Annotated in this window: 20 protein-coding genes; 10 read left to right on the forward strand and 10 right to left on the reverse strand. The window is 72.9% G+C overall.

Going from position 1 to position 24083, the window contains the following annotated elements; genetic code table 11:
* Nucleotides 1-146: 146 nt before the first annotated feature.
* Together ACIP2X_RS28900 and ACIP2X_RS28905 are read left to right on the forward strand one after the other, a co-directional pair.
* Complete coding sequence (locus ACIP2X_RS28900) at nucleotides 147-1241, forward strand: DUF5925 domain-containing protein (protein ID WP_401678136.1); 1095 nt, start codon at nucleotides 147-149, stop codon at nucleotides 1239-1241.
* Between the two features lie 37 nt (nucleotides 1242-1278).
* Nucleotides 1279-2052 (forward strand): DUF72 domain-containing protein, encoded by a 774-nt coding sequence (locus ACIP2X_RS28905; RefSeq protein WP_401678139.1) that lies wholly within the window; start codon nucleotides 1279-1281, stop codon nucleotides 2050-2052.
* Between the two features lie 55 nt (nucleotides 2053-2107).
* Here the strand turns inward: ACIP2X_RS28905 and ACIP2X_RS28910 are convergent, their stop codons facing one another.
* Nucleotides 2108-2497, reverse strand: coding sequence for a GntR family transcriptional regulator (locus ACIP2X_RS28910; protein ID WP_401678141.1), 390 nt, complete (start codon nucleotides 2495-2497; stop codon nucleotides 2108-2110).
* Nucleotides 2498-2568: 71 nt separating this feature from the next.
* Here ACIP2X_RS28910 and ACIP2X_RS28915 point away from each other — a divergent pair, with 71 nt between their 5' ends.
* Together ACIP2X_RS28915 and ACIP2X_RS28920 are read left to right on the forward strand one after the other, a co-directional pair.
* Nucleotides 2569-3507: a GNAT family N-acetyltransferase gene (locus tag ACIP2X_RS28915; RefSeq protein WP_401678144.1), complete on the forward strand. Its 939-nt coding sequence runs from the start codon at nucleotides 2569-2571 to the stop codon at nucleotides 3505-3507.
* Nucleotides 3476-3991 carry a DUF402 domain-containing protein gene (locus tag ACIP2X_RS28920; protein ID WP_401678147.1) on the forward strand — a complete coding sequence of 172 codons (516 nt, stop codon included), beginning with the start codon at nucleotides 3476-3478 and terminating at the stop codon, nucleotides 3989-3991. Before ACIP2X_RS28915 ends, ACIP2X_RS28920 begins: the two co-directional genes overlap by 32 nt.
* Before the next feature lie 3 nt (nucleotides 3992-3994).
* Here the strand turns inward: ACIP2X_RS28920 and ACIP2X_RS28925 are convergent, their stop codons facing one another.
* The gene (locus ACIP2X_RS28925; protein WP_401678150.1) at nucleotides 3995-4594 is read right to left on the reverse strand and encodes a class I SAM-dependent methyltransferase; all 600 of its coding nucleotides are present in this window, start codon (nucleotides 4592-4594) and stop codon (nucleotides 3995-3997) included.
* A gap of 139 nt (nucleotides 4595-4733) precedes the next feature.
* On the opposite strand from ACIP2X_RS28925, the gene ACIP2X_RS28930 reads away from it, so the two are divergent.
* A complete protein-coding gene (locus ACIP2X_RS28930) occupies nucleotides 4734-4871 on the forward strand; it encodes a hypothetical protein (protein WP_401678153.1) in 138 nt (45 codons plus the stop codon).
* Nucleotides 4872-5063: 192 nt separating this feature from the next.
* The gene (locus ACIP2X_RS28935; protein WP_401678156.1) at nucleotides 5064-6128 is read left to right on the forward strand and encodes a lytic polysaccharide monooxygenase; all 1065 of its coding nucleotides are present in this window, start codon (nucleotides 5064-5066) and stop codon (nucleotides 6126-6128) included.
* A 64-nt stretch (nucleotides 6129-6192) separates the two neighbouring features.
* Here the strand turns inward: ACIP2X_RS28935 and ACIP2X_RS28940 are convergent, their stop codons facing one another.
* The 3 genes from ACIP2X_RS28940 to ACIP2X_RS28950 all read right to left on the reverse strand — a co-directional run bounded on the left by ACIP2X_RS28940 (nucleotide 6193) and on the right by ACIP2X_RS28950 (nucleotide 11709).
* On the reverse strand, nucleotides 6193-7065 hold the full coding sequence (locus tag ACIP2X_RS28940) for an esterase/lipase family protein (protein ID WP_401678159.1): 873 nt from the start codon (nucleotides 7063-7065) through the stop codon (nucleotides 6193-6195).
* Between the two features lie 160 nt (nucleotides 7066-7225).
* Nucleotides 7226-8200 (reverse strand): DNA polymerase thumb domain-containing protein, encoded by a 975-nt coding sequence (locus ACIP2X_RS28945; RefSeq protein ID WP_401678162.1) that lies wholly within the window; start codon nucleotides 8198-8200, stop codon nucleotides 7226-7228.
* Nucleotides 8197-11709: a DNA polymerase III subunit alpha gene (locus ACIP2X_RS28950; protein WP_401678165.1), complete on the reverse strand. Its 3513-nt coding sequence runs from the start codon at nucleotides 11707-11709 to the stop codon at nucleotides 8197-8199. Before ACIP2X_RS28950 ends, ACIP2X_RS28945 begins: the two co-directional genes overlap by 4 nt.
* Before the next feature lie 199 nt (nucleotides 11710-11908).
* Here ACIP2X_RS28950 and ACIP2X_RS28955 point away from each other — a divergent pair, with 199 nt between their 5' ends.
* On the forward strand, nucleotides 11909-13096 hold the full coding sequence (locus ACIP2X_RS28955; protein ID WP_401678168.1) for an AAA family ATPase: 1188 nt from the start codon (nucleotides 11909-11911) through the stop codon (nucleotides 13094-13096).
* Nucleotides 13097-13284: 188 nt separating this feature from the next.
* On the opposite strand, the gene ACIP2X_RS28960 is transcribed toward ACIP2X_RS28955, so the two are convergent.
* The 3 genes from ACIP2X_RS28960 to ACIP2X_RS28970 all read right to left on the reverse strand — a co-directional run bounded on the left by ACIP2X_RS28960 (nucleotide 13285) and on the right by ACIP2X_RS28970 (nucleotide 17417).
* Nucleotides 13285-14367: a S1 family peptidase gene (locus tag ACIP2X_RS28960; RefSeq protein ID WP_401678171.1), complete on the reverse strand. Its 1083-nt coding sequence runs from the start codon at nucleotides 14365-14367 to the stop codon at nucleotides 13285-13287.
* A gap of 439 nt (nucleotides 14368-14806) precedes the next feature.
* Nucleotides 14807-15712, reverse strand: coding sequence for a S1 family peptidase (locus tag ACIP2X_RS28965; protein WP_401678173.1), 906 nt, complete (start codon nucleotides 15710-15712; stop codon nucleotides 14807-14809).
* A 550-nt stretch (nucleotides 15713-16262) separates the two neighbouring features.
* The gene (locus ACIP2X_RS28970; RefSeq protein ID WP_401678176.1) at nucleotides 16263-17417 is read right to left on the reverse strand and encodes a DUF5685 family protein; all 1155 of its coding nucleotides are present in this window, start codon (nucleotides 17415-17417) and stop codon (nucleotides 16263-16265) included.
* A gap of 335 nt (nucleotides 17418-17752) precedes the next feature.
* On the opposite strand from ACIP2X_RS28970, the gene ACIP2X_RS28975 reads away from it, so the two are divergent.
* On the forward strand, nucleotides 17753-18190 hold the full coding sequence (locus tag ACIP2X_RS28975; protein WP_401678178.1) for a cell division protein SepF: 438 nt from the start codon (nucleotides 17753-17755) through the stop codon (nucleotides 18188-18190).
* Between the two features lie 35 nt (nucleotides 18191-18225).
* Here ACIP2X_RS28975 and ACIP2X_RS28980 read toward each other — a convergent pair whose 3' ends face one another.
* Both ACIP2X_RS28980 and ACIP2X_RS28985 read right to left on the reverse strand, forming a co-directional pair.
* Nucleotides 18226-19416: an acyl-CoA dehydrogenase family protein gene (locus tag ACIP2X_RS28980; protein ID WP_401678181.1), complete on the reverse strand. Its 1191-nt coding sequence runs from the start codon at nucleotides 19414-19416 to the stop codon at nucleotides 18226-18228.
* A 119-nt stretch (nucleotides 19417-19535) separates the two neighbouring features.
* Nucleotides 19536-21158: an MFS transporter gene (locus tag ACIP2X_RS28985; protein WP_401678184.1), complete on the reverse strand. Its 1623-nt coding sequence runs from the start codon at nucleotides 21156-21158 to the stop codon at nucleotides 19536-19538.
* 262 nt (nucleotides 21159-21420) lie between these two features.
* Between ACIP2X_RS28985 and ACIP2X_RS28990 the strand changes: the two genes are divergently transcribed.
* Nucleotides 21421-22662, forward strand: coding sequence for a mannosyltransferase family protein (locus ACIP2X_RS28990; RefSeq protein ID WP_401678187.1), 1242 nt, complete (start codon nucleotides 21421-21423; stop codon nucleotides 22660-22662).
* Nucleotides 22663-22898: 236 nt separating this feature from the next.
* On the forward strand, nucleotides 22899-23954 hold the full coding sequence (locus tag ACIP2X_RS28995; protein ID WP_401678190.1) for a phosphatase PAP2 family protein: 1056 nt from the start codon (nucleotides 22899-22901) through the stop codon (nucleotides 23952-23954).
* The last annotated feature ends 129 nt before the right edge of the window (nucleotides 23955-24083 follow it).

The raw sequence follows: 24083 nt of genomic DNA on the forward strand, positions 1-24083 counted from the left end.
GCCGGGGTTGGGGCAGATGTCGCACATGTACGACCCCGGCAGGCGGATGTACCGGGGCACAGCGGAACGCGGCGCGCGCGGCCGACACTCCGTACGCACCACGGAAAGCGGGTGCACCGGGGGCCCTTGTGCCCGATCATGGCGGCATGTCTGCCAACCCACACGACGCTCTGCCGATCCGGCTCCACGTCGACGACAGCGACTCGCCGTCCGACGTCGTCGACGCGCTGTTCCTCGGGCGCTTCGCGACGGGCGAGCAGCCGTACTCGCACGCGGCCAACATCGATCGTGTCCGCTCCGGGGCGACGCTGCTGCCGTCGGGCGCGCGGGTGCTGCGCGTGGCCCGCGACGACGACCGCAGCGCCACGCTCGCGGAGGGCGACGGCTGGACGCTGCTGGTCTCCCGCTGGAACCGGGGCGCGGACGTCACGGTGACCGCGACCAGCGCCGACCTGGCCAAGAAGGTCCTCGACCAGGCGACGGACGGGGCGGCGGACGAGCCCGAGCCGCAGCCGGAGAATGTGACGATGGGCTTCTGGTACGTCTCCCCCCGGCGCGGTCCGCACCGTACGACGCGGCAGATCTCCGCGGGCACCTGGGACGAGGTGCGCCCCAACTACACCGAGCCGGTCGCGCAGGCCATGGACCGGCTGATGAAGACGACGCCGGAGGACATCGCGGGCCGGCTGCTGCTGCTGCACGGCCCGCCGGGCACCGGCAAGACGTCGGCGCTGCGCACGCTGGCGCGTTCGTGGCGGGACTGGTGCCAGGTGGACTGCGTCCTGGACCCGGAGCGGCTGTTCAGCGACGTCGGCTATCTCATGGACATCGCGATCGGCGAGGAGGACGCGGCCGGCAAGGCCCGCTGGCGGCTGCTGCTGCTGGAGGACTGCGACGAACTGATCCGCGGCGAGGCCAAGCACACGGCGGGACAGGCGCTGTCGCGGCTGCTGAACCTGACGGACGGGCTGCTGGGCCAGGGCCGCAACGTCCTGGTGGGCGTCACCACCAACGAGGACCTCGAACGCCTCCACCCGGCCGTCGTGCGCCCCGGCCGCTGCCTGGCCCGCATCGAGGTGGGGCCGCTGACCCGGCGTGAGTCGGTCAGCTGGCTCGGCACCGAGGAGGGAGTCGGCCGGGAGGGGGCGACGCTGGCCGAGCTGTACGCGCTGCGCCGGGGCACCTCCCCGACGGCGCTGCCGGAGCCGCGGGGCGGGTCGGAGGCGGGTCTGTACCTGTAGCCGGCCGCCCGGTCCGTACCGGTGCTTTGATGGGCTTATGACCCTGTTCGTCGGCACGTCGGGCTGGCAGTACAAGGACTGGCGAGGGCTGCTGTATCCGGGCGGGTGCCCGATGCGGCTGTGGCTGGAGGAGTACGCCAAGGGCTTCGCCACGGTCGAGATCAACAACGCGTTCTACCGGCTGCCGACCCGGGAGAACTTCGAGGCGTGGCGGGACCGGGTGCCGTCGGACTTCGTGGTCGCGGTCAAGGCCAGCCGCTATCTGACGCACATCAAGCGCCTGAAGGACCCCGAGGAGCCGGTGCGGCGCCTGATGACCCACGCGTCCGGGCTCGCCGGGCGGCTCGGCCCGGTGCTCGTGCAGCTCCCGCCGACGCTGCGCGCGGATCCCGGGCTGCTGGACGCCTGCCTGGCCTGCTTCCCCTCCGGCACCCGGATCGCGGTCGAACCACGGCACGACTCCTGGTGGACGCCGCAGGTGGAGGAGGTCCTGCGCTCGCGCGGGGCGGCCCTGTGCTGGGCCGACGTCCGCTCCCGTCCGGTGACGCCGCTGTGGCGGACCGCCGACTGGGGCTACGTCCGCTTCCACCAGGGCCGCGCCCGGCCCTGGCCCCACTACGGCCGGCAGTCTTTGCGGACCTGGCTCCACCGCGTCACGGCCGCGTTCCCCGACGACCGCGACGTGTACGTGTACTTCAACAACGACCCGGGCGGCGCGGCGGTGGAGGACGCCGTGACCTTCGCCGAGCTGGCGCGGCGCGCGGGACGCACGCCGACCCGCACCCCCGGCATACCGGCGAACCGGCGGTGAGACGCCCGAGCCCTCCGGGGCAAGGCGATCGGGTGCCCGGAGCACGGATGGCCGGTCAGGGTGTCGGCTCCCGCTCGCCGTACGCGGCCCGCAGCGCGTCCCGTACGGCGTCCAGCGCCTCCGCCTCGCCGAGGCCCAGCCTGCGCGCCCGTTCGGCGTAGGCCTGCGCGGCCCCCGCCGCCTCCCGTTGCGCCGCCCCTCCCGCGGCGGCGACGAACGTCCCGTTGCGCCCGCGGGTCTCGATCACGCCGTCCGTCTCCAGCGCCCGGTACGCCTTCGCCACGGTGTTCGCGGCCAGCCCCAGCGTCTCGGCCAGCCCGCGCACCGTGGGCAGCCGGTATCCCACCGGCAGCTCCCCGGACCGCGCCTGCGCCGAGATCTGCGCCCGCACCTGCTCGTACGGGGCAGCCGCGGCGCCCTCGTCAATGTGGATCTTCAAGGTCACGGCCCGATTCTCCCGTACCCGCGGGAAAATGAGAGGCATCCGTCGTGTTCCCCCGCGTAGCGTGCGCCCCCATGACAGTGATCGTGCGCGACCTCCGTCCCGAGGAGCGGGCCGACCTCGAGGGCTTCGCCCGGGTCCGCCGGCTGGCTCTGCCGTTCATCCTGGTCACGCCGGAGTCCGTCGTGCACCACCTCACGCGGACCCATCCCGACGCCCACTTCCGTTCCCTCGTCGCGGAGCGGGACGGGGAGGTGATCGGCACCGCGCAGGTCCACATGGCGTACGACAGCCCGGAGCCGGGCCAGGGCTCGCTCAACGTCTACGTGCACCCCGAGCGGACCCGAAGCGGCGCCGGTTCGTCGCTGGTCCGGACGGCCGAGGAGCATCTGGCCGCCCACGGGGCGACCAGGCTCTTCTCCTGGGTCCTGGACGCGCCCGCCCACCGCGCCTTCGCCGAACGCCACGGCTACCACGCGAGCCGCTCCGCGCACTTCCTCCGCCTGGACCTGGCCCACGGCACCCTGCCGCCGCTCCAGGACCCGCCGCCGGGCGTCGCGCTGCGCACGGCGGCCGACTACGCCGACGACCCGCGTCCGTTGTTCGCGCTGGACGCGGAGACGACGTCCGACGAACCCAGCGACATCGACACGGAGTTCACCGACTACGAGGCGTGGCTCCGCGGAACCTGGGAGCACCCGCTCCTCGACCGCTCCCTGACCTCGGTCGTGGTCGTGGACGGGCGCCCCGCCGCCTTCAGCGTCGCCTACACGGACGGCACCCGCTACAGCTCCGCGATGACCGGAACCGCCCGCGCCTTCCGCGGCCGGGGACTGGCCAAGCTCGCCAAGAACGCCTCCCTGCACCGGGCCCGCGCGGCCGGGTGCACGGAGGCGTTCACGGGCAACGACACCGGCAACGGCCCGATGCTCGCGATCAACAAGTGGTTCGGATACGACATCTGCGCGACGGAGGTGCGCCATGCCCGTCAACTCGGCCGTACCGAAGGCTGAGCCGAGCTCTGCCGTCGAGGTCGTCCTGCGCAAGGCCGGCCGGACGAAGATCCGCTACCCGGCCGAGCTGCTCCGGGACGACGGCACCCGGATCGTGGTCCGCGCCCCGTTCGCGGGCGCCGCCGTGCGCGACTTCGGCTTCGTGCGCTTCGAGCCCGGTGACGTCTTCACCGAGTACTACTGGCGGGACCGCTGGTACGCGGTGATGGAGGTCCGCGACCCGGCCGGCGTGCTCAAGGGCTGGTACTGCGACATCGCCCGCCCGGCGACGTTCTCCGGCACCGAGCTGGTCGTCGAGGACCTCGACCTGGACCTGTGGCGCTCGGCCGACGGCACGGACGTGCGCCGGCTGGACGAGGACGAGTTCGCCGAGAGCGGCCTGTCCGAGTCGGACCCGGCGGCGGCCGCCGCGGCCGTGGCGGCTCTGGACGCACTGGAGGCGCTGGCGCGCGGCGACGGCTTCGAGGCCCTGCTCGGCGACTGAAGGTCACGTCAGGGCGACGACCGCGTACCGCTCGTCGCCCACCGCCTTCCCCCACAGCGCCGTGTCCTGCGACAGCCGCTCCACCCGCACCGACCCCGCCACCGGCGCGAGCAGCTCCCGCAGCCGGTCGGCGGCCAGACCCACCGGCGCGACGGTCCCCCAGACGCCCTCGACCAGCACCAGCCGCCCTCCCGGCCGCAGCAGGTCCCGCCAGTGCCGCAGCGCCCCGCCCTGGTCCGGCAGCGTCCACAGCACATGGCGTACGAGCACGACGTCGAAGCGCCGCCCGCCCACCGGCGGTGCCGCCGCGTCACCGACCAGGAACACGGCGTCACGGCCGGCGAGCTTCGCGCGGGCCAGGTCCACCATGGCCGGGGAGAGGTCGACGCCGGTGACGCGGTGTCCCTGCTCGGCCGCGAGGAGCGAGAGGCTGCCGGTGCCGCAGCCGAGGTCGAGGACCTCGCAGGGGGCGCCGGGCAGCCAGGAGCGCAGCCGCCGCGCCCAGGCGTCCCGCACCCCGGGATCGCGCAGCCCGTGGTCCGGCTCGTCGTCGAAGGCGGCGGCCCGTGCGTCCCAGTCGTGATCCGCTGTCTGCTCCGTCATGCCACTCAGGGTGACAGGCGCCACTGACAGCCGAATGGTGACGGCGGCCACAGACATATCGGCAGCGATGAGGAACTCTCCCCGAAATGGTCTACCTCCGTGAGAACACGGAACTCGGTAGGCACTGAAGGAGGCAGCCATGCGCCGCATCACAGTGCACAAGCCCCCGCGGAAGACGGACTCCCGAAGACTCCGCGAGGAGACCGACGAGCCCACTTGCGAACGCCGGCCCGAGGTGCGCAAGGACATCGCGCACACCTGGTGGCCGGCCGACTGATCCGGACCTGGCACTCCTACCTCAGCGCAGTCTGAGCGGTCCCTTAAAGGGACCATAAGGATCTCCTCCCAACGCCCTCAGCAGGCGATTTCGCGGTCACCACGGGCTAGCTTCGAAGCGCCCCCCACGGGATCCCCCTTCGTCCATCCGATCCCGGGATCCGCCCACGTGACCGCTACGAGGAGTTCCCCCATGCCCGCACGCCGCAAGGCCGCCACCGTCGCCGCCGTCGGCCTCGTCCCGCTCGCCCTGACCGCGCTGTCCACCGCGCCGGCGTCCGCGCACGGCTCGATGGGCGACCCGGTCAGCCGGGTCTCCCAGTGCTACGCGGAGGGCCCGGAGAGCCCGAGGTCCGACGCGTGCAAGGCGGCGGTCGCGGCGGGCGGTACCCAGGCCCTGTACGACTGGAACGGCATCCGCATCGGCAACGCGGCCGGAGCGCACGAGACGCTCATACCGGACGGCAAGCTGTGCAGCGCGAACAACGAGGCCTTCAAGGGCCTCGACCTGGCCCGCGCCGACTGGCCGGCGACATCCGTCCGCAGCGGCTCGTACACGTTCAAGTACCGCGTGACCGCCCCGCACAAGGGCACCTTCAAGGTCTATGTCACCAAGCCCGGCTTCGACTCCGCGAAGGCGCTCGCCTGGGACGACCTGGATCTGGCGAACCCGGTGGCGACGGCCACCGACCCGGCCGCGTCGGGCGGTTTCTACACCTTCTCCGGCACCCTCCCGGAGCGCTCCGGCAAGCACGTCCTGTACGCGGTCTGGCAGCGCTCGGACAGCCCGGAGGCCTTCTACTCCTGCTCGGACGTCACCTTCGGCGGCGGCAGCGCGGGCGGCTCCGGGACCGACGCGGGCACCGGCAGCGACACCGGTGCCGGTGCCGGTGACGACGGCGCGGGCGGCGACGGCGGGGAGGGCGGCGCCGCGCCCGCGCCCGCCGCCTCCGCACCCAGCGACGAGCAGATCGAGGCCGGTGCCGAGCACTCCACCGTCGAGAACCACGGCCACGGCGACGACGACCCCCGCACGTCCGCCGAGCCGGCGGCACAGGAGGCCACCCCGGACGCCCCCACGGCCAACCAGCCGAAGGCCGCGGCCGCCGGAGCGACCGAGAACCTCGCCGAGACCGGCGGCGACAGCGGCACCCCGTACATCGCCGTCGGCGGCGCGGCCGCGCTCGCACTGGGCTCGGCGGCCCTGTTCGCCTCGGTCCGCCGGCGGGCGGTGGGCGGCGGCCGGCACGGCCGCTGACGAGGTACTCCGGGGCCCGACCGGCGGCTCAGGCCGGTCAGGCCCCGGCGTCGTGGTGCGGGCGTCAGCTGAACACCGACGCGCAGGTGGTCGGCCTGGCCCGCGCCGGATCGAGGGCGTTGGCCACCTCGTGGAAGGCGATCCGGTCGAACAGCCCGATCGCCAGGTGCTCGGAGAGGTCGACCGGGCACAGGTCCTGGAGCAGCACGTTGCGCACGTCCGGCCCGTCCAGGAACTGGCTGCGGTACGGCGTGACCACCTGGTCGTACCTGGTGGCGATGACCGTGTAGCGCACGCCGGGCACGGTGTCGCCGCCCGCGTTGAGCCGGGTGAGGAAGGCGGAGCCGGCGATCTGGTCGGCGAGCGCCGGGGTGGCGGTGGACAGCAGGTCCTCGGCGCCGGGGAAGTACGGCAGCAGCTGGGTGAGGCCGGACAGGGTGGTGCCGTGGTTGTCGGGGGCGATGCCGACGAGGGCGTTCACCTCGGCCGCTCCGCCGAGGAACTTGAGGTAGTGGCGGGGCATCATGCCGCCCTGGGAGTGGCCGACGAGGTCGACCTTCGCGGCGCCGGTCGCGGCGCGCACCTTGTCGACGAACACGTCGAGCTGTCCGGCCGACTTGTCGATGGGGCCGAGACCGTGGAAGAAGGGGACGCCGGGCAGCTGGCCGTAGTCGAGGGAGAAGACGCAGTAGCCGCGCGTGGTCAGGTACGGGGCGAGTCCGAGCCAGTTGTCGACCGAGTTGCCGAACGTGCCGTGGACCAGGACGACGGGGCGGGGGTGGGCGGTGGAGGGCTTGCAGGAGTAGTCGTTCCAGCCACTGCTGGTGGCGGCCTGGCCGGTGGCGGCGGCTTGCGCGGTGGCGGCGGGAAGGGTGGCGGCGACGGCGGTCAGCAGCAGCGCGACCACGGGTCTGAGCACGCGTTTCCAGGGCAGCATCGAGTGATCTCCTTGCGGCTCAAGGGAGTTGCGATGGCCTTACGCCCTGTGACCCGGATCACGAGGATGCTGTTCACTCGTCAAGTTACGGGCGAGTAGTACAAGGGGGAAGTTACGCGTCAGTAAAAACTTCCAGTGGTAACCGCTCGCCAGGAGGGGGTCATGCCGCCAGCGACCCCGGGATCACCGCCCGTGGCCCGAACTTCGCCCGCGCGCGGTCCGCGACCTCCTCGATCCGGCGGACCTTCTCGTCCACGGGGTCGAAGGTCAGCTGGTGGGAGGAGAGTTCGACGGACGTGAGCCCCTCCGCGCGCAGGGCGATCGCACGGACCCGGGCCCGCTGGAGGCCGAGCGCCTCGTACATCCCGTACGCCGCGCGTGCAAGCGCGGGCGAGTGCGCGGTGGGTTCCTGGAGGGTGCGGGTGCGGGTGGTCGAGGAGCGGTCCGCGTAGCGGACGGTGAGGGTCAGGGCGCGGCACACCTTCTCCACGGCACGCAGCCGGGTGCCGAGTTCCTCGGTCGCCGACAGCAGCGCACGGCGGTGCCGCTCGGGATCCAGTTCGTCGCGCGGGAAGAGGCGCTCGGCGGCCAGCGACCGCGACACGGCGTTCGGGACCACCCGCCCGCGGTCGAGGCCTTTCGCCTTCTCGTGCAGTTCCCGGCCCCCCTTCGCGCCGATCAGCCGCTGGAGCGTGGACAGCGGCGCGCCGGCCACCCGGCCGAGGGTGTCGAGGCCGTACTCGCACAGCGTGCGGGCGGTCGCGGTGCCGACCCCGGGCAGTACGGCGACGGGCTTGTCGGCGAGGAACTCCGCCACGGTGTCCGGCTCCTCGGGCGCCACACAGGTCACCCCGGGACGGGCGTACCGCAGCGCCACGCGGGCGAGCATCGGCCCCGGCCCGGCGCCGATCGCGCAGTCGACCCCGTGGTGGGCGAGCGCCCGCACCCGGATCACCGCCGCGAGCTCCACGGCGCTGCGCCCGAAGTACCGCTCGGCGCCCCGCAGGTCGGCGAGCGCCCCGTCCGGCGGCAACGCCTCGACGACCGGCGTGAACTCCTCCAGCAGCCCCAGCAGCCGGGGCAGGGCCGCCTCGTACATCGGCGGCAGCTGGAAACGTACGCAGAGGATGGTCATCCCGCACTCCCCGGGCTCTGGTGCCACAACTTCCTTCCCACCGCGGGCCCTTCGCCCGCGGGGCGCAGATCGGCCCAGGGGTGCATCTCGTACCCCGTGGACATCCGGATCTTCCGGTCCCCCGCGTTCCCCCGGTCCTCCGTCTCCCCCTCCCCCTCCCCCGCCGTCCCGGCCGCCCGCGGGCCCTCGCCGTCCCGGCCTGCGCCTCCGTCGCCGTCGCCGGACACGGGGCCGGTGCCGCGCGTGTCCGCGAGCCGGGCCGCGACGCCCTCCAGCCCCTCCTCCCGGCGCACCTCCTGGAGTTCGGCGAGGTTCCAGGCGGCGGCCCCCACCACGCTGATGCTGCGCGGGCCGCGCCGCTGCACCACTCCGCGCACCAGCAGCAGCCAGGAGTGGAAGACGGTGTACGCGCAGGCGTCGTGCGAGTCGTCGAAGAAGGCGAGGTCGACCAGGCCCGTCCCGTCGTCCAGCGTGGTGAAGACGACCCGCTTGCCGGACCGGATCGGCGGCGTCTGGGTGGCCGCCTTGGCTCCGGCGACCAGCACCGTCTCGCCGTGCCGGGCGTCGCGCAGCCGCCGCGCCGACACCACGCCGAGCTCGTCGAGGAACTCCCGGTGGTCGTCCATCAGGTTGTGCGAGGCGTCCATGGACAGCACCCCCAGTTCGGCGCTGAGCCGCTCCGCCGCGGACAGGTCGGGCAGCCCGGCCGGCGCGGTCCGCCGTCCGCCGGACAGCGGGAGCTGGGCCCCGCCCCGGCTCCGGGCGGACCGGTGCAGCTCGGTCAGATGCAGTTGCAGGTCACGGCGGTTGGCGCCGAACGAGTCCAACGCCCCGACCTGGGCCAGCCGCTGCGCCAGCGGCCTGCTGGGCCGGGCCCGCTCCCAGAAGTCCACCAGTGAGGCGTACGGCTGCCCGTCCGCGACCCGCGCCGCCTCGGCCTCGCTGATGCCGTGCACATCGCAGAGCGCCAACCGCAGTCCCCACGCTCCCGATTCGGACACCAGTTCGATCCTGTGTGCGACCCCGGACCTGTTCACGTCCAACGGCAGGATCGGCACCCCCCGTCGCCGCGCGTCCGCCAGCAGCAGCCGCTTGGGGTACATCCCCGGGTCGTGCGTGAGCAGCCCCGCGTAGAAGGCGGCGGGGTGATGCGCCTTCAGCCAGGCCGACTGGTACGTCGGCACGGCGAAGGCGACCGCGTGCGCCTTGCAGAAGCCGTACGAGCCGAACGCCTCGACGATCTCCCAGGTCCGCCCGATCGTCTCCGGGTCGTATCCGCGCGCCGCCGCGTGCTGGGCGAACCACACCTTGATCCGCCCCTGCGACTCCGGGTCCGACAGCCCGCGCCGCACCCGGTCCGCCTCGTCGCGCCCGCAGCCGGTCATGATGTCGACGATGTGGATGATCTGCTCGTGGAAGACGACGACCCCGTACGTCTCCTTCAGCGGCCCCTCCAGATCGGGGTGCGGGTAGCGGACCGGCGCCCGCCCGTGCCGCGCCTCGATGAACGGCCGCACCATGTCGGCGGCGACCGGCCCGGGCCGGAAGAGCGAGATGTCGACGACCAGATCGTGGAAGGTGGCCGGCTGCAGCCGGCCGACCAGGTCCCGCTGCCCCGGCGACTCGATCTGGAAGCAGCCCAGCGTCTCGGCGGTGCGGATCAGGCCGTACGTCGCCGGATCGCCGTCGCGGACCGCGTCGAGGTCGATCCGCTCCCCCGTCGCCCGCCGCACCTCGGCGACCGCGTGGGCCATCGCCGACTGCATCCGCACCCCGAGCACGTCCAGCTTGAGCAGCCCGAGGTCCTCGACGTCGTCCTTGTCGAACTGCGACATGGGCAGCCCCTCGCCGCTGGTCGGCATGACCGGCGTACGCGAGAGCAGGGAGGCGTCGGACAGGAGCACCCCGCACGGGTGCATCGCGACCCCGCGCGGGAGGGCGTCGAGTGCCTCGACCAGTTCCCACAGCCTCCCGTGACGCTCCTTCTCACCGGCCAGCCGCTTGAGCTCGGGCAGCTCGTCGAGGGCGGCACGGGCGTCCCGCGCGCGGATGTGCGGGAAGGACTTGGCGATGCGGTCGATGTCGGCGGGGTCCATGGACAGGGCCGCGCCCACGTCCCGCACTGCGTGGCGGACGCGGTACGTCTCCGGCATCGCGACCGTCGCGACCCGCTCGGCGCCGAACCGTTCGATGATCGCCCGGTAGACCTCGATCCGGCGGGCGGACTCCACGTCGATGTCGATGTCGGGCAGCACCGGGCGGCGCTTGGACAGGAAGCGCTCCATCAGCAGCCCGTGCTCGACCGGGTCGGCGTGGGCGATGCCGAGCAGATGGTTGACGAGGGAGCCCGCACCGGAACCGCGCGCGGCGACCCGGATGCCCATGTCCTTCACGTCGTCGACGACCTGGGCGACGGTCAGGAAGTAGGAGGCGAAGCCGTGGTGGGCGATGATGTCCAGCTCGTCGTGCATCCGCGCCCAGTAGTGGCGCCGGCCGGCGTAGCCGTGCCGCACCATCCCCGCCGCCGCCCGGGAGGCGAGCACGCGCTGGGCGCTGCGGCGGCCCGCGCCGACCAGGTGCGGCTCGGGGAAGTGGACGGTGCCGACGCCGAGGTCGTCCTCGGGGTCGACCAGGCACTCGGCGGCGGTCGCCCGCGTCTGCTCCAGCAGCCGGTGCGCGGTGTCCCGCCGGAAACCGGCGGCCTCCACGACCCGCTCCGCCACCCCGAGCATGGCACCGGCGTCCTTCAGCCAGGCCTCGCCGGAGTCCAGCTCCTTGGCGGGGTCGATCGGCACCAGGCGGCGGGCGGCGTCCAGGACGTCGGCGACCGGGCCCATACCGGGATCGGCGTACCGGACGGCGTTGCTGAGCACGGGCCGGACGCGCTGCTCGGCGGCGAAGCCGACGGTACGGGCGGCCAGGCGCAGGGAGCCCGGTCCGGTGCCCTTGCGGCCGTGCCAGACGGCCTCCAGACGCAGGGCGTCGCCGTAGATCTCCCGCCAGGGCACGAGAAGCCTCGCGGCGCGGTCCGGACGGCCCGCGGCGAGCGCGCGGCCGACGTCGGAGGCGGGGCCCAGCAGGACGGTGAGGCCGTCTGCGTGGTTGGCGGGCCAGGGCAGCAGGGGCGTGCCCTCGTCCTGCTGCGCCGCAGTGACGATTCTGCACAGGTCGGCCCAGCCGCGGGCGCCGTCCCGGGCGAGGAAGGTGACCCGCGGTGTCGACTCGTCGATGAAGGCACCACCGCGCACGGGGGCGCGGCGCCGCCGGTCCTGCCGCACGCGCGCGGGCTCGGGCTCCGCCACCGCCAGCTCCACCCCGAACAGCGGACGGACGCCCGCCTTCGCGCAGGCCTTGGCGAAGCGGACGGAGCCGGCGAGCGTGTCGCGGTCGGTGAGCGCGAGGGCGTCCATGCCCCGCTCGGAGGCGCGCTCCGCCAGCCGCTCCGGGTGCGAGGCGCCGTAGCGCAGGGAGAACCCGGAGACGGTGTGCAGATGCGTGAAACCCGGCACACGCACCTCCCGCACTCGCGAGCCCGACCCGGCTCTCGAACATCAGTTCCCAACTCTCCCACCCCCACCATAGACCAATTTCCCGAACATCTGTGCGACATCCGTTCGAGCGGGTCTCACCTGCGGATACGCGCTTCCGCCGGGCAGTGGGGACATGACGGGGAGGGGCGTTGTCAGACCCGTCTGCCAGCCTGGACGCATGATCCGCACCCTGGCCGTCGAGAACTACCGCTCCCTGCGCCGCCTGATCGTGCCCCTGGACGGGCTGAACGTGATCACGGGTGCGAACGGCACGGGCAAGTCCAGCCTGTACCGGTCGCTGCGCCTGCTCGCCGAGTCCGCGCGCGGCGGCGCGATCGCGGCGCTGGCCCAGGAGGGCGGCCTGCCCTCGGTGCTGTGGGCCGGCCCGGAGAGGATCAGCCGCGCGGTCCGCGAGGGCCACCACCCGCTGCAGGGCACGGTCCGCTCGGGCCCGGTCAGCCTGCGGCTGGGTTTCGCGGGCGACGAGTTCGGCTACGCGGTGGACTTCGGGCACCCGAGCCCCGCGGGCGGCCCCTCCTTGTTCGACCTCGACCCCGAGATCAAGCGCGAGTGCATCTGGAGCGGGCCGGTGCTGCGCCCCGCCGCCGTGCTCTCGGACCGTACGAACGCGGCCGTCAGGCTGCGCGGCGCGAGCGGCACGTGGTCCCGGGCGCACGGCGCCCTGCGGCCGTACGACAGCATGCTCGGCGAGCTGGCCGACCCCCAGCACGCGCTGGACGTGCTCGCGGTGCGGGAGTTCATCCGGTCCTGGCGGTTCTACGACCATGTCCGCACCGACGCCCACGCCCCCGCCCGCGCCGCCCGCATCGGCACCCGCACGCCGGTGCTCAGCGGCGACGGCTCGGACCTGGCCGCCGCGCTCCAGACGATCCGGGAGACCGGCGACGCCGACGCGCTGGACGCGGCGGTGGACGCGGCCTTCCCGGGCAGCAGCGTCACGATCGCGGGTCACGGCGGGCGTTTCGAGGTCGCCCTGCGCCAGCAGGGGCTGCTGCGCCCCCTGACCGCCGCCGAACTCTCCGACGGCACTCTGCGCTATCTGCTCTGGGCGGCCGCCCTGCTCACCCCGCGTCCCCCGTCCCTGCTCGTCCTCAACGAGCCGGAGACCAGCCTCCACCCCGACCTGGTCCCCCACCTCGCCGACCTGATCCTCACCGCCGCCCGGGACACCCAGATCGTCGTGGTCACCCACGCCCGCCCGCTCGCCGAGGCGCTCGCCGAGGGCGCGGCGCGCCACCGCCTCGACGTCAACTCCGTCGAACTGGTCAAGGAGTTCGGGCAGACGGAGGTGGCGGGCCGGGAGGGCCCCCTGGACGAGCCGCAGTGGCACTGGCCCAAACGATGAGACGGGCGGGACAACACGCCGTCAAGGGGCGCGGGGAACTGCGCGACAAGCCCACGACGGCCCGCGGAGCCCCGAACAGAGCACCCCCCACGCCGAACACTGCCCCCGCGCATGCGGAAGTCCCGCCCCTCGCGCGCGGGACGGGACTTCACACAGGCACGGGCATCAGCACATGCCGTGCGACGGGATCAGCCGATCTGCGTACCGGTCGCCGACAGCGCCTCGGTCACCGGCTGGAAGAACGTCTCGCCGCCGGAGGTGCAGTCACCGCTGCCGCCGGAGGTGAGGCCGACCGCCTTGTCGCCCGAGAAGAGCGAGCCGCCGCTGTCACCGGGCTCGGCGCAGACGTCGGTCTGGATGAGGCCGTTGACGATGTCGCCGTTGCCGTAGTTCACGGTGGCGTCCAGGCCGGTGACCGCGCCGGAGTGCACCTGCGTGGTCGAACCGCTGCGGGTGACCTGCATACCGACGGTCGCCTCGGCCGCGCCGGAGATCTGCTGCGTCGAACCGTTGTAGAGGTTGACCTCGCTCGGGTGGTCGACCTCGGCGGTGTACTTCACCAGGCCGTAGTCGTTGTCCGGGAAGCTGGAGTCCGCGTTCTCGCCGATGACGGTGCCGGCCGAGTCGGACCACGTGGTGATGCCCTCGGTGCAGTGCCCGGCGGTCAGGAAGTGCGGCTCGCCGCCCTTGACCACGTTGAAGCCGAGCGAGCAGCGCCCGCTGCCGTCGGTGATCGCGTCACCACCGGCGATGAAGGGCTTGTACTCCCCCTTCGACCGCTGGAGTTCGGCCGTGCCGCCGAGCCCCTCGACGACCTGGCTCAGCTTCTTCCACTCCGCCGCGGACACGGTGCGGTCGGCGGTGACCACGACCTTGTTGGTGGTCGGGTCGGTCACCCAGGCGGTGCCGGGGATGGTCGCGTCCTGCCGGAGCGTGGTCCGCGCGCTCTTCAGCTCGGCGAGGGAGTTCTCGACGATTCTCGCCTTGGCGCCGGCCTCCTCGACCAGCTGGGCGGCGGCCTCGTCGAGCACGTTCACGACGAGGCTCTTGGCATCGGCGTCGTAGTACGTGCCCGCGGCGTCGGTGCCGAGGTCCTGGCCGAGCGTCGAGGCGAGCTTTCCGGCCGCGAGGACCGACAGCGTCTTGACCTCCGGAGTGGCCGGGGTCTCGCTGGCGTTCGCACTCTGGAAGGTCACTCCCGCGGCAACCAGCGCGGCGATGCCCGCACCTACCACGGCGGCCCGCCGCTTGGGTATGCGTCGGTGCTTCAACTCACGTCCTCCTGTGGGGGGTTGATCCGACGAGGCTGTGGGGGCCGCGCCGGATCAGAAGGTCTGTGGACTGGGCGACCACTATTCCTAGCCCCACAGGGAGCACACAAGGTCGACTTCAGGACGCGCGTACGACAACTGCCGTGCGCCCCCGACCCCTTGCCTCACCTTGACTGTTCACGGTCAGCACAGGATTTTTCACACTGCAAACACTACGTGCGAGTAACCTGTATGCGGTCCGTGAGGTCTAGTCCTGTCTTGAAATCGCCCCTCAGGCCGGATCCGGTCGGAGTCCGGACAGACGTGAGCCCCCGTACGCGGGTCGCGTACGGGGGCTCACTTGACGGCCGGCCGGACCGATGCCCTCACGGGGCGGTGGGAATCGCGTGACGGACCACGGACGGTTCAGGGCCGCCCGCGACCGTCATCGGCGGGGCGTTCAGTACACGCTCACGCCGTACGCGCTCAGCGCCTCGGTGACGGGCTGGAAGAACGTCGTACCGCCGGAGGAGCAGTTGCCGCTGCCGCCGGAGGTCAGACCGTACGCGGTGCCGTTGCTGCCGTAGAGCGCGCCGCCGGAGTCGCCGGGCTCGGCGCAGACCGTGGTCTGGATGAGGCCCGAGACGATGTCGCCGCCACCGTAGTTCACGGTCGCGTTGAGCGCGGTGACCCGGCCGCTGTGCGTACCCGTGGTGGAACCGTCACGGATGACGGTGGTGCCCACGCTCGGGGTGGCGGCACGGGTGATGTCGACGCCGTTGGCGGTGCCGGGCCGGGCCACGGAACCGGAGTAGCGCACGATGCCGTAGTCGTTGCCGGGGAAGCTGGAGCCGGCGGTCGAGCCGATGACCGTGGTGCGGCCGGAGTTGGAGTACCAGGTGCCCGCGCCGTCGGTGCAGTGACCGGCGGTCAGGAAGTACTCGGTGCCGTTGCTGGCACGGACGTTGAAGCCGAGGGAGCAGCGCCAGCTACTCGCATAGATGGCGTCGCCGCCCTGGATGAGCTTGCTGAACGTGCCCGGGGTGCGCTTGATGGTCAGCGCGTCCGCGTCGCCGCCGGCCTGCCGCTTGATCTCGGCTATCTCGGCCTGCGACACCGTGCTGTCCACGGTGACGACGACCCGGTTGGTCTTGCTGTCGACGGCCCAGGCGGTGCCCGGGACGTCGGCCTCCAGCACGGAGCCGCTGACGCCCTTGAGCTCGGCGGCGCTGAAGGTGGTGGGAGTGTCCGACGCGTTCGCGCTGGGGACCGTGAACGCGGCGGCGGCCACGAGGCCGGCGGAAACGGCGATCAGCCGGGTCCGTCTCGCGACCGAACTGCGGGGGGTGGTGCGCTTGATCCTCACTTTTCGTTCCTCCACGGGGGAAGTAGGGGGCCCGCGTGGGGTCGGGGCCCGGTGAGGCGCAGCCAGTGGCATCGGTGTCCGGATTCCGAACCCGTCGTGCCCCTGACAAGCGCTGAGGGGGAGTATTCGGCCGGTCGACCGACGGGCGCAAGGGCACCTTTCGGCCGTCAACATTTGAACGATGGATCAGAGCGGCCCGCCTGCCCCCGTCGCAGCGCCTTCCGCCGCCCGTGCCCGGGCCCGCGGTCCCGCGAGCGCCCGTCGGCGTTCTCCGCACGCGCGGCGCGAGGGCCGTCGACCGGGGGCGGCTCCCCCGCACCGAGCAGCGCGGATCGTACGGCGCGGCCTCGGTGCGGGCGCAACCGGCTCCGGGTGCCGGACGCCGGTGCGAAGTCACCTGCGCCCCGGCCCCCTTCGGCGCCGCGGGCGACCGGCCCGCCCGCGGCGAACGCCCCCGGGACGCCTGTCGCAGCCGCCCCGGGGGATGTCCGGAAGTCGCTGCTCCGGATGGTCGCCGGGCCGGTGGGGCCCGTGGGAGTGCGCGGCGGGATCAGCAGTTGCAGTCGCAGCAGCAGCCGTCGCAGCAGTTCCCGCAGCAGTCACAGCCTTCGCAGCAGTCGGAACAGTTGTCGCACCGTTGACAGAGGCCTTCCTTGGGCTCCCGTGTCCACGGATCCTCGTACTCGCCGCAGCACATCTGGCACGTGCACGCGAGGCCCGCCCAGACCAGACAGCCCGCGAGCAGTCCCCGCCGGTCCCGGCGCGGCGGCCCGGGCGGCAGCGGCCCGCCGGGTCCGCCGGGCGGCATGTAGGGACCGGCCAGTTCCGGCCGGTGCCCGCACGAGGCGGTACCGAAGGCGCGGTCGACCGAGGCGGGCAGCTCGTGCACGAGCAGCCGGTGCGCGAGCCGCCCGTCGGAGAACTCCACCTCGCGCAGCGCGAGCCGGATCCCGTGCACGGCGTCCCCGGCCAGGCGACGGGCCTCGGTCAGCGAGGTACCCGTGGCGGTGAGCGGGTTCCAGGCACCCGACGCCGCGTCAGTTTCCCGGTCCTCCACGGCGTCCAGCAGATGCGCCAGCCGCCCGAAGAGCCGCCCGGCCTCGGCGAGCGGCTCGGTGTTGCCCGGCCGTCCGGCCAGCACGGCGGTGTGGGCGAAGGCGGCGGCCGTCGCGGTCTCCGTCGGTTCGGTCACCGCCAGGATCGGCGTCCCGGGCCCGGCCAGCGCCTCGACGCCCGCCTGCCGGTCCACGGCGTCGACCAGCACCGCCGTGTCGAAGCCGACGCCGGCCCCGCCCCGGGCCCCGGCACGCCCCCACCGGTCCGCCACCCGGCGCGCGGCGACGGACACCGGCGCCCGGCCCAGCAGTCCGTCCCCGTCGGCCACGTGGTCACGCATCTTGGCCGAGGCGAGCACCAGAGAGACGGCGGCCGCCAGCCGTGCCCCGTCGCCCCGGGCGACGGACGCACTCCGCATCCCGCGCAACGGGCACGGTCCCGCCGTACGCCGCAGTCCCCCGCCGTCCGGCGCGAGCGCCTGAGCCTCCGTCAGAACGGAGACCAGCAGCCCGTCGTAATTGGTCACCACACGCGCGAACTGCCCGTGGTCGCTGCGCAGTGCGAGACACAGCCCGCACAAATGCGCCATCCACTCGGTCTTGAGCCGCTCTCCCAGCCGGTGCCGGCAGGGTCTGACGATTCCGAACATCCTGATCCCCCGTGATACGCGCGATGTTGAGCGGCGGCATCGTATCGGCGTCCGGCACTTCTTCGTATCGGCCGATTTTCACATCGGTTCGACCACTCCGGTTCACCCGTACGCCCCGCCGCTCACCCGTACGCCCGTAAGAATCATATTTCACTCACAGTCAGCAGCTGTGTATGGCAACACCCTTGGGGTATCCGGGCTCTCGACGTATCCGCCGTGCACCAGTACCGTCACAAACCCCCCGCGCGGCGTCTATCCACTTGGCGCGCCGTCCGCATCATGGATGACCATAGGGATGCGGAAAGCAAGAAGGATTGCTGTGAGAGGAGGCGTCCATGGGATCGGTGCGCAAGGCGAGTGCGTGGCTCGGCCTCGTCGACGACAACGATGACGAGCGTTACTACGACGACGAGTACTCCGAGGGGACCGAGTCCGGCGACGCCTGGGTCACGGACCCGCGGGTCAAGGTGGCCGCGGACACGGCCGAGCAGAAGGACCGTCGGATCGCCACGGTGACCCCGGACAGCTTCCGGGACGCCCGCACCGTCGGTGAGCTGTTCCGGGACGGCGTCCCGGTCATCATGAACCTCACGTCCATGGAAGCCGCCGACGCCAAGCGCGTCGTGGACTTCGCGGCCGGCCTGATCTTCGGGCTGCGCGGATCGATCGACCGGGTGTCCAACCGGGTCTTCCTGCTGACCCCCTCCGACACGGAGATCGTCAGCGGCGACCCGTCCGCCCACCGGACGGACGGGTTCTTCAACCAGAGCTGAGGCAGGGCCGCTCACCGGAGCCGCCCCCACGGGGGCTAGCGGAAGGCATCGAGACCGGTGAGCGCCTTGCCCAGCACGAGCTGGTGCATCTCGACGGTGCCCTCGTAGGTGAGCACCGACTCCAGATTGGTCGCGTGCCGCATCACCGGGTACTCCAGGGAGATCCCGTTGGCACCGAGGATCGTCCGGGCCGTGCGGCAGATGTCGATGGCCTCCCGCACGTTGTTGAGCTTGCCGAAGCTGACCTGCTCGGGACGCAGCCGCCCGGCGTCCATCCGCCGCCCCAGATGATGGGCGAGCAGAATCCCCTTGTGCAGTTCGACCGCCATGTCGGCGAGCTTGGCCTGGGTCAGCTGGAACCCCCCGATGGGCCGCCCGAACTGCTCCCGGGTCCTCGCGTAGTCGACGGCGGCCTCGAAACTGGCCCGCGCCGCCCCCATCGCCCCCCACACGATGCCGTACCGCGCGTGCGACAGACAGCTGAGCGGCCCCCGCAGCCCGGAGACCTCCGGCAGTACGGCGTCCGCGGGCAACCGCACGTCGTCGAGGACCAGCTCGCTCGTGACGCTCGCCCGCAACGACCACTTGTGCCTGATCTCGGGCGCCGAGAACCCGGGGACGTCCGTGGGCACGGCGAACCCGCGGATCCCGTCCTCGGTCTGCGCCCACACCACGGCCACGCCCGCGACGGACCCGTTGGTGATCCACATCTTGCGCCCGTCGAGCACCCAGTCGCCGCCGTCGCGCCGGGCGTACGTGCGCATGGAGGCCGGGTCGGACCCGTGGTCGGGCTCGGTCAGCCCGAAGCAGCCGATGACGTCACCGGCGGCCATCGCCGGCAGCCAGCGCTGCTTCTGCTCCTCGGAGCCGAACCGGTGGATGGCGTACATCGCGAGCGAGCCCTGCACGGACACCAACGACCGGATCCCGGAGTCGGCGGCCTCCAGCTCCAGGCAGGCGAGGCCGTACTGCACCGCGCTGGCCCCCGCGCACCCGTACCCGCTCAGCGACATGCCGAGGGCGCCGATCCCCCCGAGCTCCTTCGCCAGTTCCCGGATGCCGGGCAGTTCCCCCGCCTCGTACCACTCGGCGACGAACGGCAGGACGCGATCCGCGGCCCAGCTGCGCACGGTGTCCCGGACGGCCAGGTCCTCGGGCTCCAGCAGGTCGTCGAGCCCGAGCGGGTCCGACGGGTCGAAGGAGGGCGGTTTCGGGGACACGGGCATCCTCCGGGCAGCTCAAACTAGCAGCGCTAGTCACGGACTGGGGGTGACGTTACGGCGCGGGAAGTCGCGGGGCAACCACCCGTGAGCCGCCGGCGATCACCGCGACGGGCCACCCGGCGTCAACGCACCCGCACGGGGGGCGCATGGGTGGCGGCCCCGAGATCGGCACGGGGCGAGGGCACCTCCACGGCGACGTCGGCCTCGCACTGCATCACCCGCGGCAGCCGCAGCGCCATCACCGCCCCCAGCAGCAGCAACCCCGCGCTCACCAGCAAGGTCGCGTGCAGTCCGTGCACGAAGCTGTCCCGGGCCGCCCGTCGCAGGGCCGCCCCGGCCGAACCGCCCAGGTCCCCGGCCACGTCGTAGGCCTCGCCCAGGGAGTGCCCCGCCGCGGCCGACGCCGCCGCCGGGACACCCGGCACGGAGGACAGCCCGGGCGCGTACGCCACGTTCATCACCGTGCCGAGCAGCGCGATCCCGATCCCGGCCCCGAGCTGGTACGACGTCTCCCCTATCGCCGCCGCGCCACCCGCCTGCTCCGCCGGGGCCTCGCTCAGCATGGACTCGTACGCCCCGAACAGCGTGGTCTCCAGACCGAACCCCAGCAGCACGAACCCGGCAAGCATCAACGGGGCGTCGTCCTGCCGCCCCATCGCCGTGAGGAGCATGACCGCGAGCGCGGTGAGGCAGAACCCGGCGCAGACCATCCGGCGCGGTCCGAACCGCCGCAGCATCCGCGCCCCGACCAGTCCCGCCGCCATCGCCGCGACGGTCAGCGGCAGCAGCCTCAGACCGGTCTCCAGGGGCGAGAGCCCGAGCACGAGCTGCAGATACTGCGCCGCGATCAGCTCCAGCCCGACCAGGGCGAGCATCGCCAGCACGATGCACCCGACCGATGTGCTGAACGCCGGCCGCGCGAACATCCGCAGGTCCACCAGCGGATGCTTGCGGTGCCGCTGCCGTCGTACGAACAGCACCAGCAGGGCCGCGCCCACGAGCAGGGGCACCACGGTGAGCACGCTGCCGGCCGGCTCCCCGCCGCCCAGCCGCTTGACCCCGAACACCACGCCGAACAGTCCGGCCGCCGCCGTCAGCGCGCCGACCACGTCCCAGGGACCGTCCCCGCTGCCCGTCGACTCGGGCAGCAGAAGCCGCCCGACCGGGAGACTGACCAGCATCAGGGGGATGTTGACGAGGAAGACGGAGCCCCACCAGAAGTGCTCCAGGAGGAAGCCGCCGAGCAGCGGCCCCACGGCCGCGCCGACCGCGGCCACCGCGCTCCAGATGCCGATGGCGAGCGCCCGCTCGCGCCGGCCGGGGAAGACCTGCCGCAGGATCGACAGCGTCGCCGGCATGATCATCGCGCCGCCAACGCCGAGCAGCGCCCGGGCCAGGATCAGCACCTGCGGGTCCTGGGCGACGGCGGCCAGCGCGGAGGCGACGCCGAACAGGGCGTATCCGAGCAGCAGGATCCGTCTGCGGCCCACGCGGTCACCGAGGGTGCCGAAGAGGATCAGCAGCGAGGCGCAGACGAGGGGGTAGGTGTCGACGATCCAGAGCAGCTCCACCGCGCTGGGCCGGAGGTCCTCGGTGACGGCGGGCACCGCCACGTGCAGCACGGTCGCGTCGACCGCGACCAGCAGCAGGCTGGCGCAGAGGACCACGAGGACGACCCAGCGGTTGGCACCGGCCCCGGCCGCCCGACGGCGCAGCCCGGCGGCGGCCGTGGTCGTCCCGGACATGTACGTACCTCCCAGATGTTCCCTCGGGTTCGGCGGGCTCACGGGGGCGGGGACCTCCCGTGACTCGGCCGGAGAGGAGCGGTGGTCTCCGGCCCGCGCAACGAACGGCGAGTGACACGTCAGCGTACGCGAGTTCCCACCGGGGTCGCGTGGCGGACCTCTCATACATATGGCGTAAGGGTGTGGCGTGTGCCACTCCCTTCCTTCCTCCACCACGCGACGTCCGTCGGGCCGGTTCCGGCCGCGGTCGATAATCGAGCCCGTGACCGATCTTGAGACACGCGTGGCACCCCGAGGACTGGCCGCGGCGGCCCCGGCCCTGCTCGGGTACGCGGCCGTCCGCGCCCTGGGCCTGCTGGTGCTGGCCGTCTGGAGCGCCGCGCGCGACAAGAGCGCGTACACCCTGCTGACCGCCCGCTGGGACTCCCTCTGGTACACCCGGGTCGCGGAACTGGGGTACGGCTACGAGGTGCGGCTGCCGAACGGCGACGTGCACTCCAACCTCGCCTTCTTCCCGCTGCTGCCCTGGCTGGAGCGGCTGCTGCACGCGGTGTCCCCGCTGTCGTACGCCGGCGCCGGCCTGGTCGTGAGCCTGCTCGCCTCGCTCGCGGCGGCCTGGGGGATCCACGCGGTCGCCACCCATCTGTACGGACCGCGGGCGGGCGTCTGCGCGGTGCTGCTGTGGGCGGTGCTCCCGGTGGGGATCGTGCAGTCGATGGCGTACAGCGAGTCCCTGTTCACCGCGCTGGCCGCCTGGTCGCTGTACGCGGTCCTCACCGGGCGCTGGCTCACCGCGGGCACCTTGGCGATGCTGGCGGGTCTCACCCGGCCGGTGGGACTCGCGGTGGTCGCGGCGGTGTGGGCCGCCGGCATCACCGCCTTCCTCCGGGAGCGCGCGGCCATTGCTCCATCCGCGCATCTCCGGAGCACAGCGCCCGAACCCGGCGCGCACCGCCACGAACACGCCCCCTCCCCCGCCCGTCACCTGTCGCAGGACGGCGCACCGGCCTGGCGACGCGCCCTCGGCATGCTCCTCGCACCCCTCGGCGCCGCCGGGTACGTCCTGTGGGTCGGCCACCGCACCGGCGCCGGTCCGCTCGGCTATCTCGACGTCCAGGCGGGCTGGCGCAACGGCTTCGACGGCGGATACGCGTTCGCCCGCTTCGTCGCCGAGAAGTTCACCGCGTTCCCCTCGGCCCTGGCCGGCCTCGGGCTGCTGGTCGGCGTGGCCCTGCTGATCTGGCTGTACGTCGTCTGCGTACGGCAGCGCCAGCCGCTCCCGCTGCTGGTCTACGCCGGGGTCGTCACCCTCCTCGCCCTGTGCGCGTCGAGCTACTTCGGCTCCAAACCGCGCCTGTTGCTCCCGGCTTTCCCCCTGCTGCTGCCGCTCGCCCTCGCCCTGGCCCGGCTGCGCACCACCGCCTCCGCGCTGGTCGTGGGCGGTGTGGCGGTGGCCTCCGCGCTGTACGGAGCGTTCTGGCTGAACGGCTCCGGTCCGCCGTGACCCCGGAGGGCCGGTGAGCCCCAGGAGAATTCCTTCGGATGTTCGGGTGAACGATTACACAAGCGGCCTAATACACCCCCTCTGGAATGATCAAAGGAAATGAAGGGAACGGGACCGCACTATTGCCGGATTCCTTGGAAATAAACCCGTTCCTGAGAGCAATCCCACATCACATCGTCATTACAACCCCGGTGATTCGTCGGGGAACTGAGCTCACTCGCTGTAACGTCGATTGGGTGCGTACCGAACCAAAGCTGACCCGGCTCGACCGGATCTTCGCCCGGCTGGACCGTGAACCCGAGCGGCCGGCCCTCGACGTGCCGCGTATGACGCGGCACCGGGTGGTGCTCTTCGGCGCAACGCTCGCCTTCTACCTCACGATCGTCCTGGCCGTGGTGACCTCCTCGTGGCTGGTCCGGTTCGACTGGCAGGCGATGCTCTTCCGGCCGTACCAGCAGTGGCCCGAGATCCACGCGTTCCTCGACTACTGGGTGGTCCTCGGCCAGCGCGGCCCGACCGCCGTGATGGTCGCCGCGTGGCTCGGCTGGCGCTCCTGGCGGCAGCACACCGTGCGGCCGCTGCTGGCCTTCGGTGCGGCGCTGCTGCTGCTGAACGTGACGGTGGGCGCCGTGAAGTACGGCCTCGGCCGCTCGGGCCCGCACTACGCGACCGAGGTCGGCTCCAACGAGATGTGGCACTGGTTCCAAGCCGGCAGCGACATATTTCCCTCGGGTCACACGGCGAACGCCGTGGTGACCTGGGGCATCCTCGCCTACCTGGCAACCTCGCCGCGGGCCCGGCGCTGGCTGTCGGCCCTGTCGGCCGTGCTGTCGCTCAGCGTCGGCCTGACCACCGTCTACCTCGGTACGCACTGGCTGAGCGACGTGCTGCTCGGCTGGGCCGCGGGGCTGCTGATCCTGCTCGGCCTGCCGTGGTTCGAGCCGCCGATCGCCCAGGCCGAGGCCTGGCTGCTGGAGCTGCGCGACCGTCTGCTCGCGGGCGCGCGCCGCACGGAGCCGCGTCCCGCGCCGGTGCCGGCCACGGCGCCGGTGGCACTCACCCCGATCACGGCCGCCGACGAGGAGGCACCGCCGCGCGAGACCGTGTCGCAGACGACGGCTCGCACCCCCCGCGCGCCGGTCTTCCGGACGCCGAACGCGCACCTCACCCGCTCGGAGCGCACGCCGGTCACCCCGTCGGGCAGCCGCCGCCCGGCACACCCCGAGCGCGCCGCACGCGGCTCGGCACCGGCGGCCCGCCCGCTCACCGGCGGCGCCGCCTCGGGCGGCTGACCGGCCCGGGGGGGGGGCCCCGGGGGGGGGGGGGGCGCGGGCCGCCCCCCCCCCCCGCGGGCGGGCGCCCCGCCCGGGGGGGGGGGGGCGGCCCCCCCCCGACCAAAAAAAAGCCAAAAAAGAGCGGCC

Origin of the sequence: Streptomyces sp. NPDC089424, assembly GCF_044749345.1 — a bacterium.
Classification (GTDB): Bacteria; Actinomycetota; Actinomycetes; order Streptomycetales; family Streptomycetaceae; genus Streptomyces.

Bases quoted from the DNA above. Each gene is read 5' to 3' on its own strand.
- ACIP2X_RS28900 (WP_401678136.1), top strand. From the start codon at position 147: ATGTCTGCCAACCCACACGACGCTCTGCCGATCCGGCTCCACGTCGAC.
- ACIP2X_RS28940 (WP_401678159.1), bottom strand. From the start codon at position 7,065: ATGCTGCCCTGGAAACGCGTGCTCAGACCCGTGGTCGCGCTGCTGCTG.
- ACIP2X_RS28945 (WP_401678162.1), bottom strand. From the start codon at position 8,200: ATGACCATCCTCTGCGTACGTTTCCAGCTGCCGCCGATGTACGAGGCG.
- ACIP2X_RS28930 (WP_401678153.1), top strand. From the start codon at position 4,734: ATGCGCCGCATCACAGTGCACAAGCCCCCGCGGAAGACGGACTCCCGA.
- ACIP2X_RS28920 (WP_401678147.1), top strand. From the start codon at position 3,476: ATGCCCGTCAACTCGGCCGTACCGAAGGCTGAGCCGAGCTCTGCCGTC.
- ACIP2X_RS28980 (WP_401678181.1), bottom strand. From the start codon at position 19,416: ATGCCCGTGTCCCCGAAACCGCCCTCCTTCGACCCGTCGGACCCGCTC.
- ACIP2X_RS28925 (WP_401678150.1), bottom strand. From the start codon at position 4,594: ATGACGGAGCAGACAGCGGATCACGACTGGGACGCACGGGCCGCCGCC.
- ACIP2X_RS28970 (WP_401678176.1), bottom strand. From the start codon at position 17,417: ATGTTCGGAATCGTCAGACCCTGCCGGCACCGGCTGGGAGAGCGGCTC.
- ACIP2X_RS28905 (WP_401678139.1), top strand. From the start codon at position 1,279: ATGACCCTGTTCGTCGGCACGTCGGGCTGGCAGTACAAGGACTGGCGA.
- ACIP2X_RS28935 (WP_401678156.1), top strand. From the start codon at position 5,064: ATGCCCGCACGCCGCAAGGCCGCCACCGTCGCCGCCGTCGGCCTCGTC.
- ACIP2X_RS28915 (WP_401678144.1), top strand. From the start codon at position 2,569: ATGACAGTGATCGTGCGCGACCTCCGTCCCGAGGAGCGGGCCGACCTC.
- ACIP2X_RS28975 (WP_401678178.1), top strand. From the start codon at position 17,753: ATGGGATCGGTGCGCAAGGCGAGTGCGTGGCTCGGCCTCGTCGACGAC.
- ACIP2X_RS28985 (WP_401678184.1), bottom strand. From the start codon at position 21,158: ATGTCCGGGACGACCACGGCCGCCGCCGGGCTGCGCCGTCGGGCGGCC.
- ACIP2X_RS28955 (WP_401678168.1), top strand. From the start codon at position 11,909: ATGATCCGCACCCTGGCCGTCGAGAACTACCGCTCCCTGCGCCGCCTG.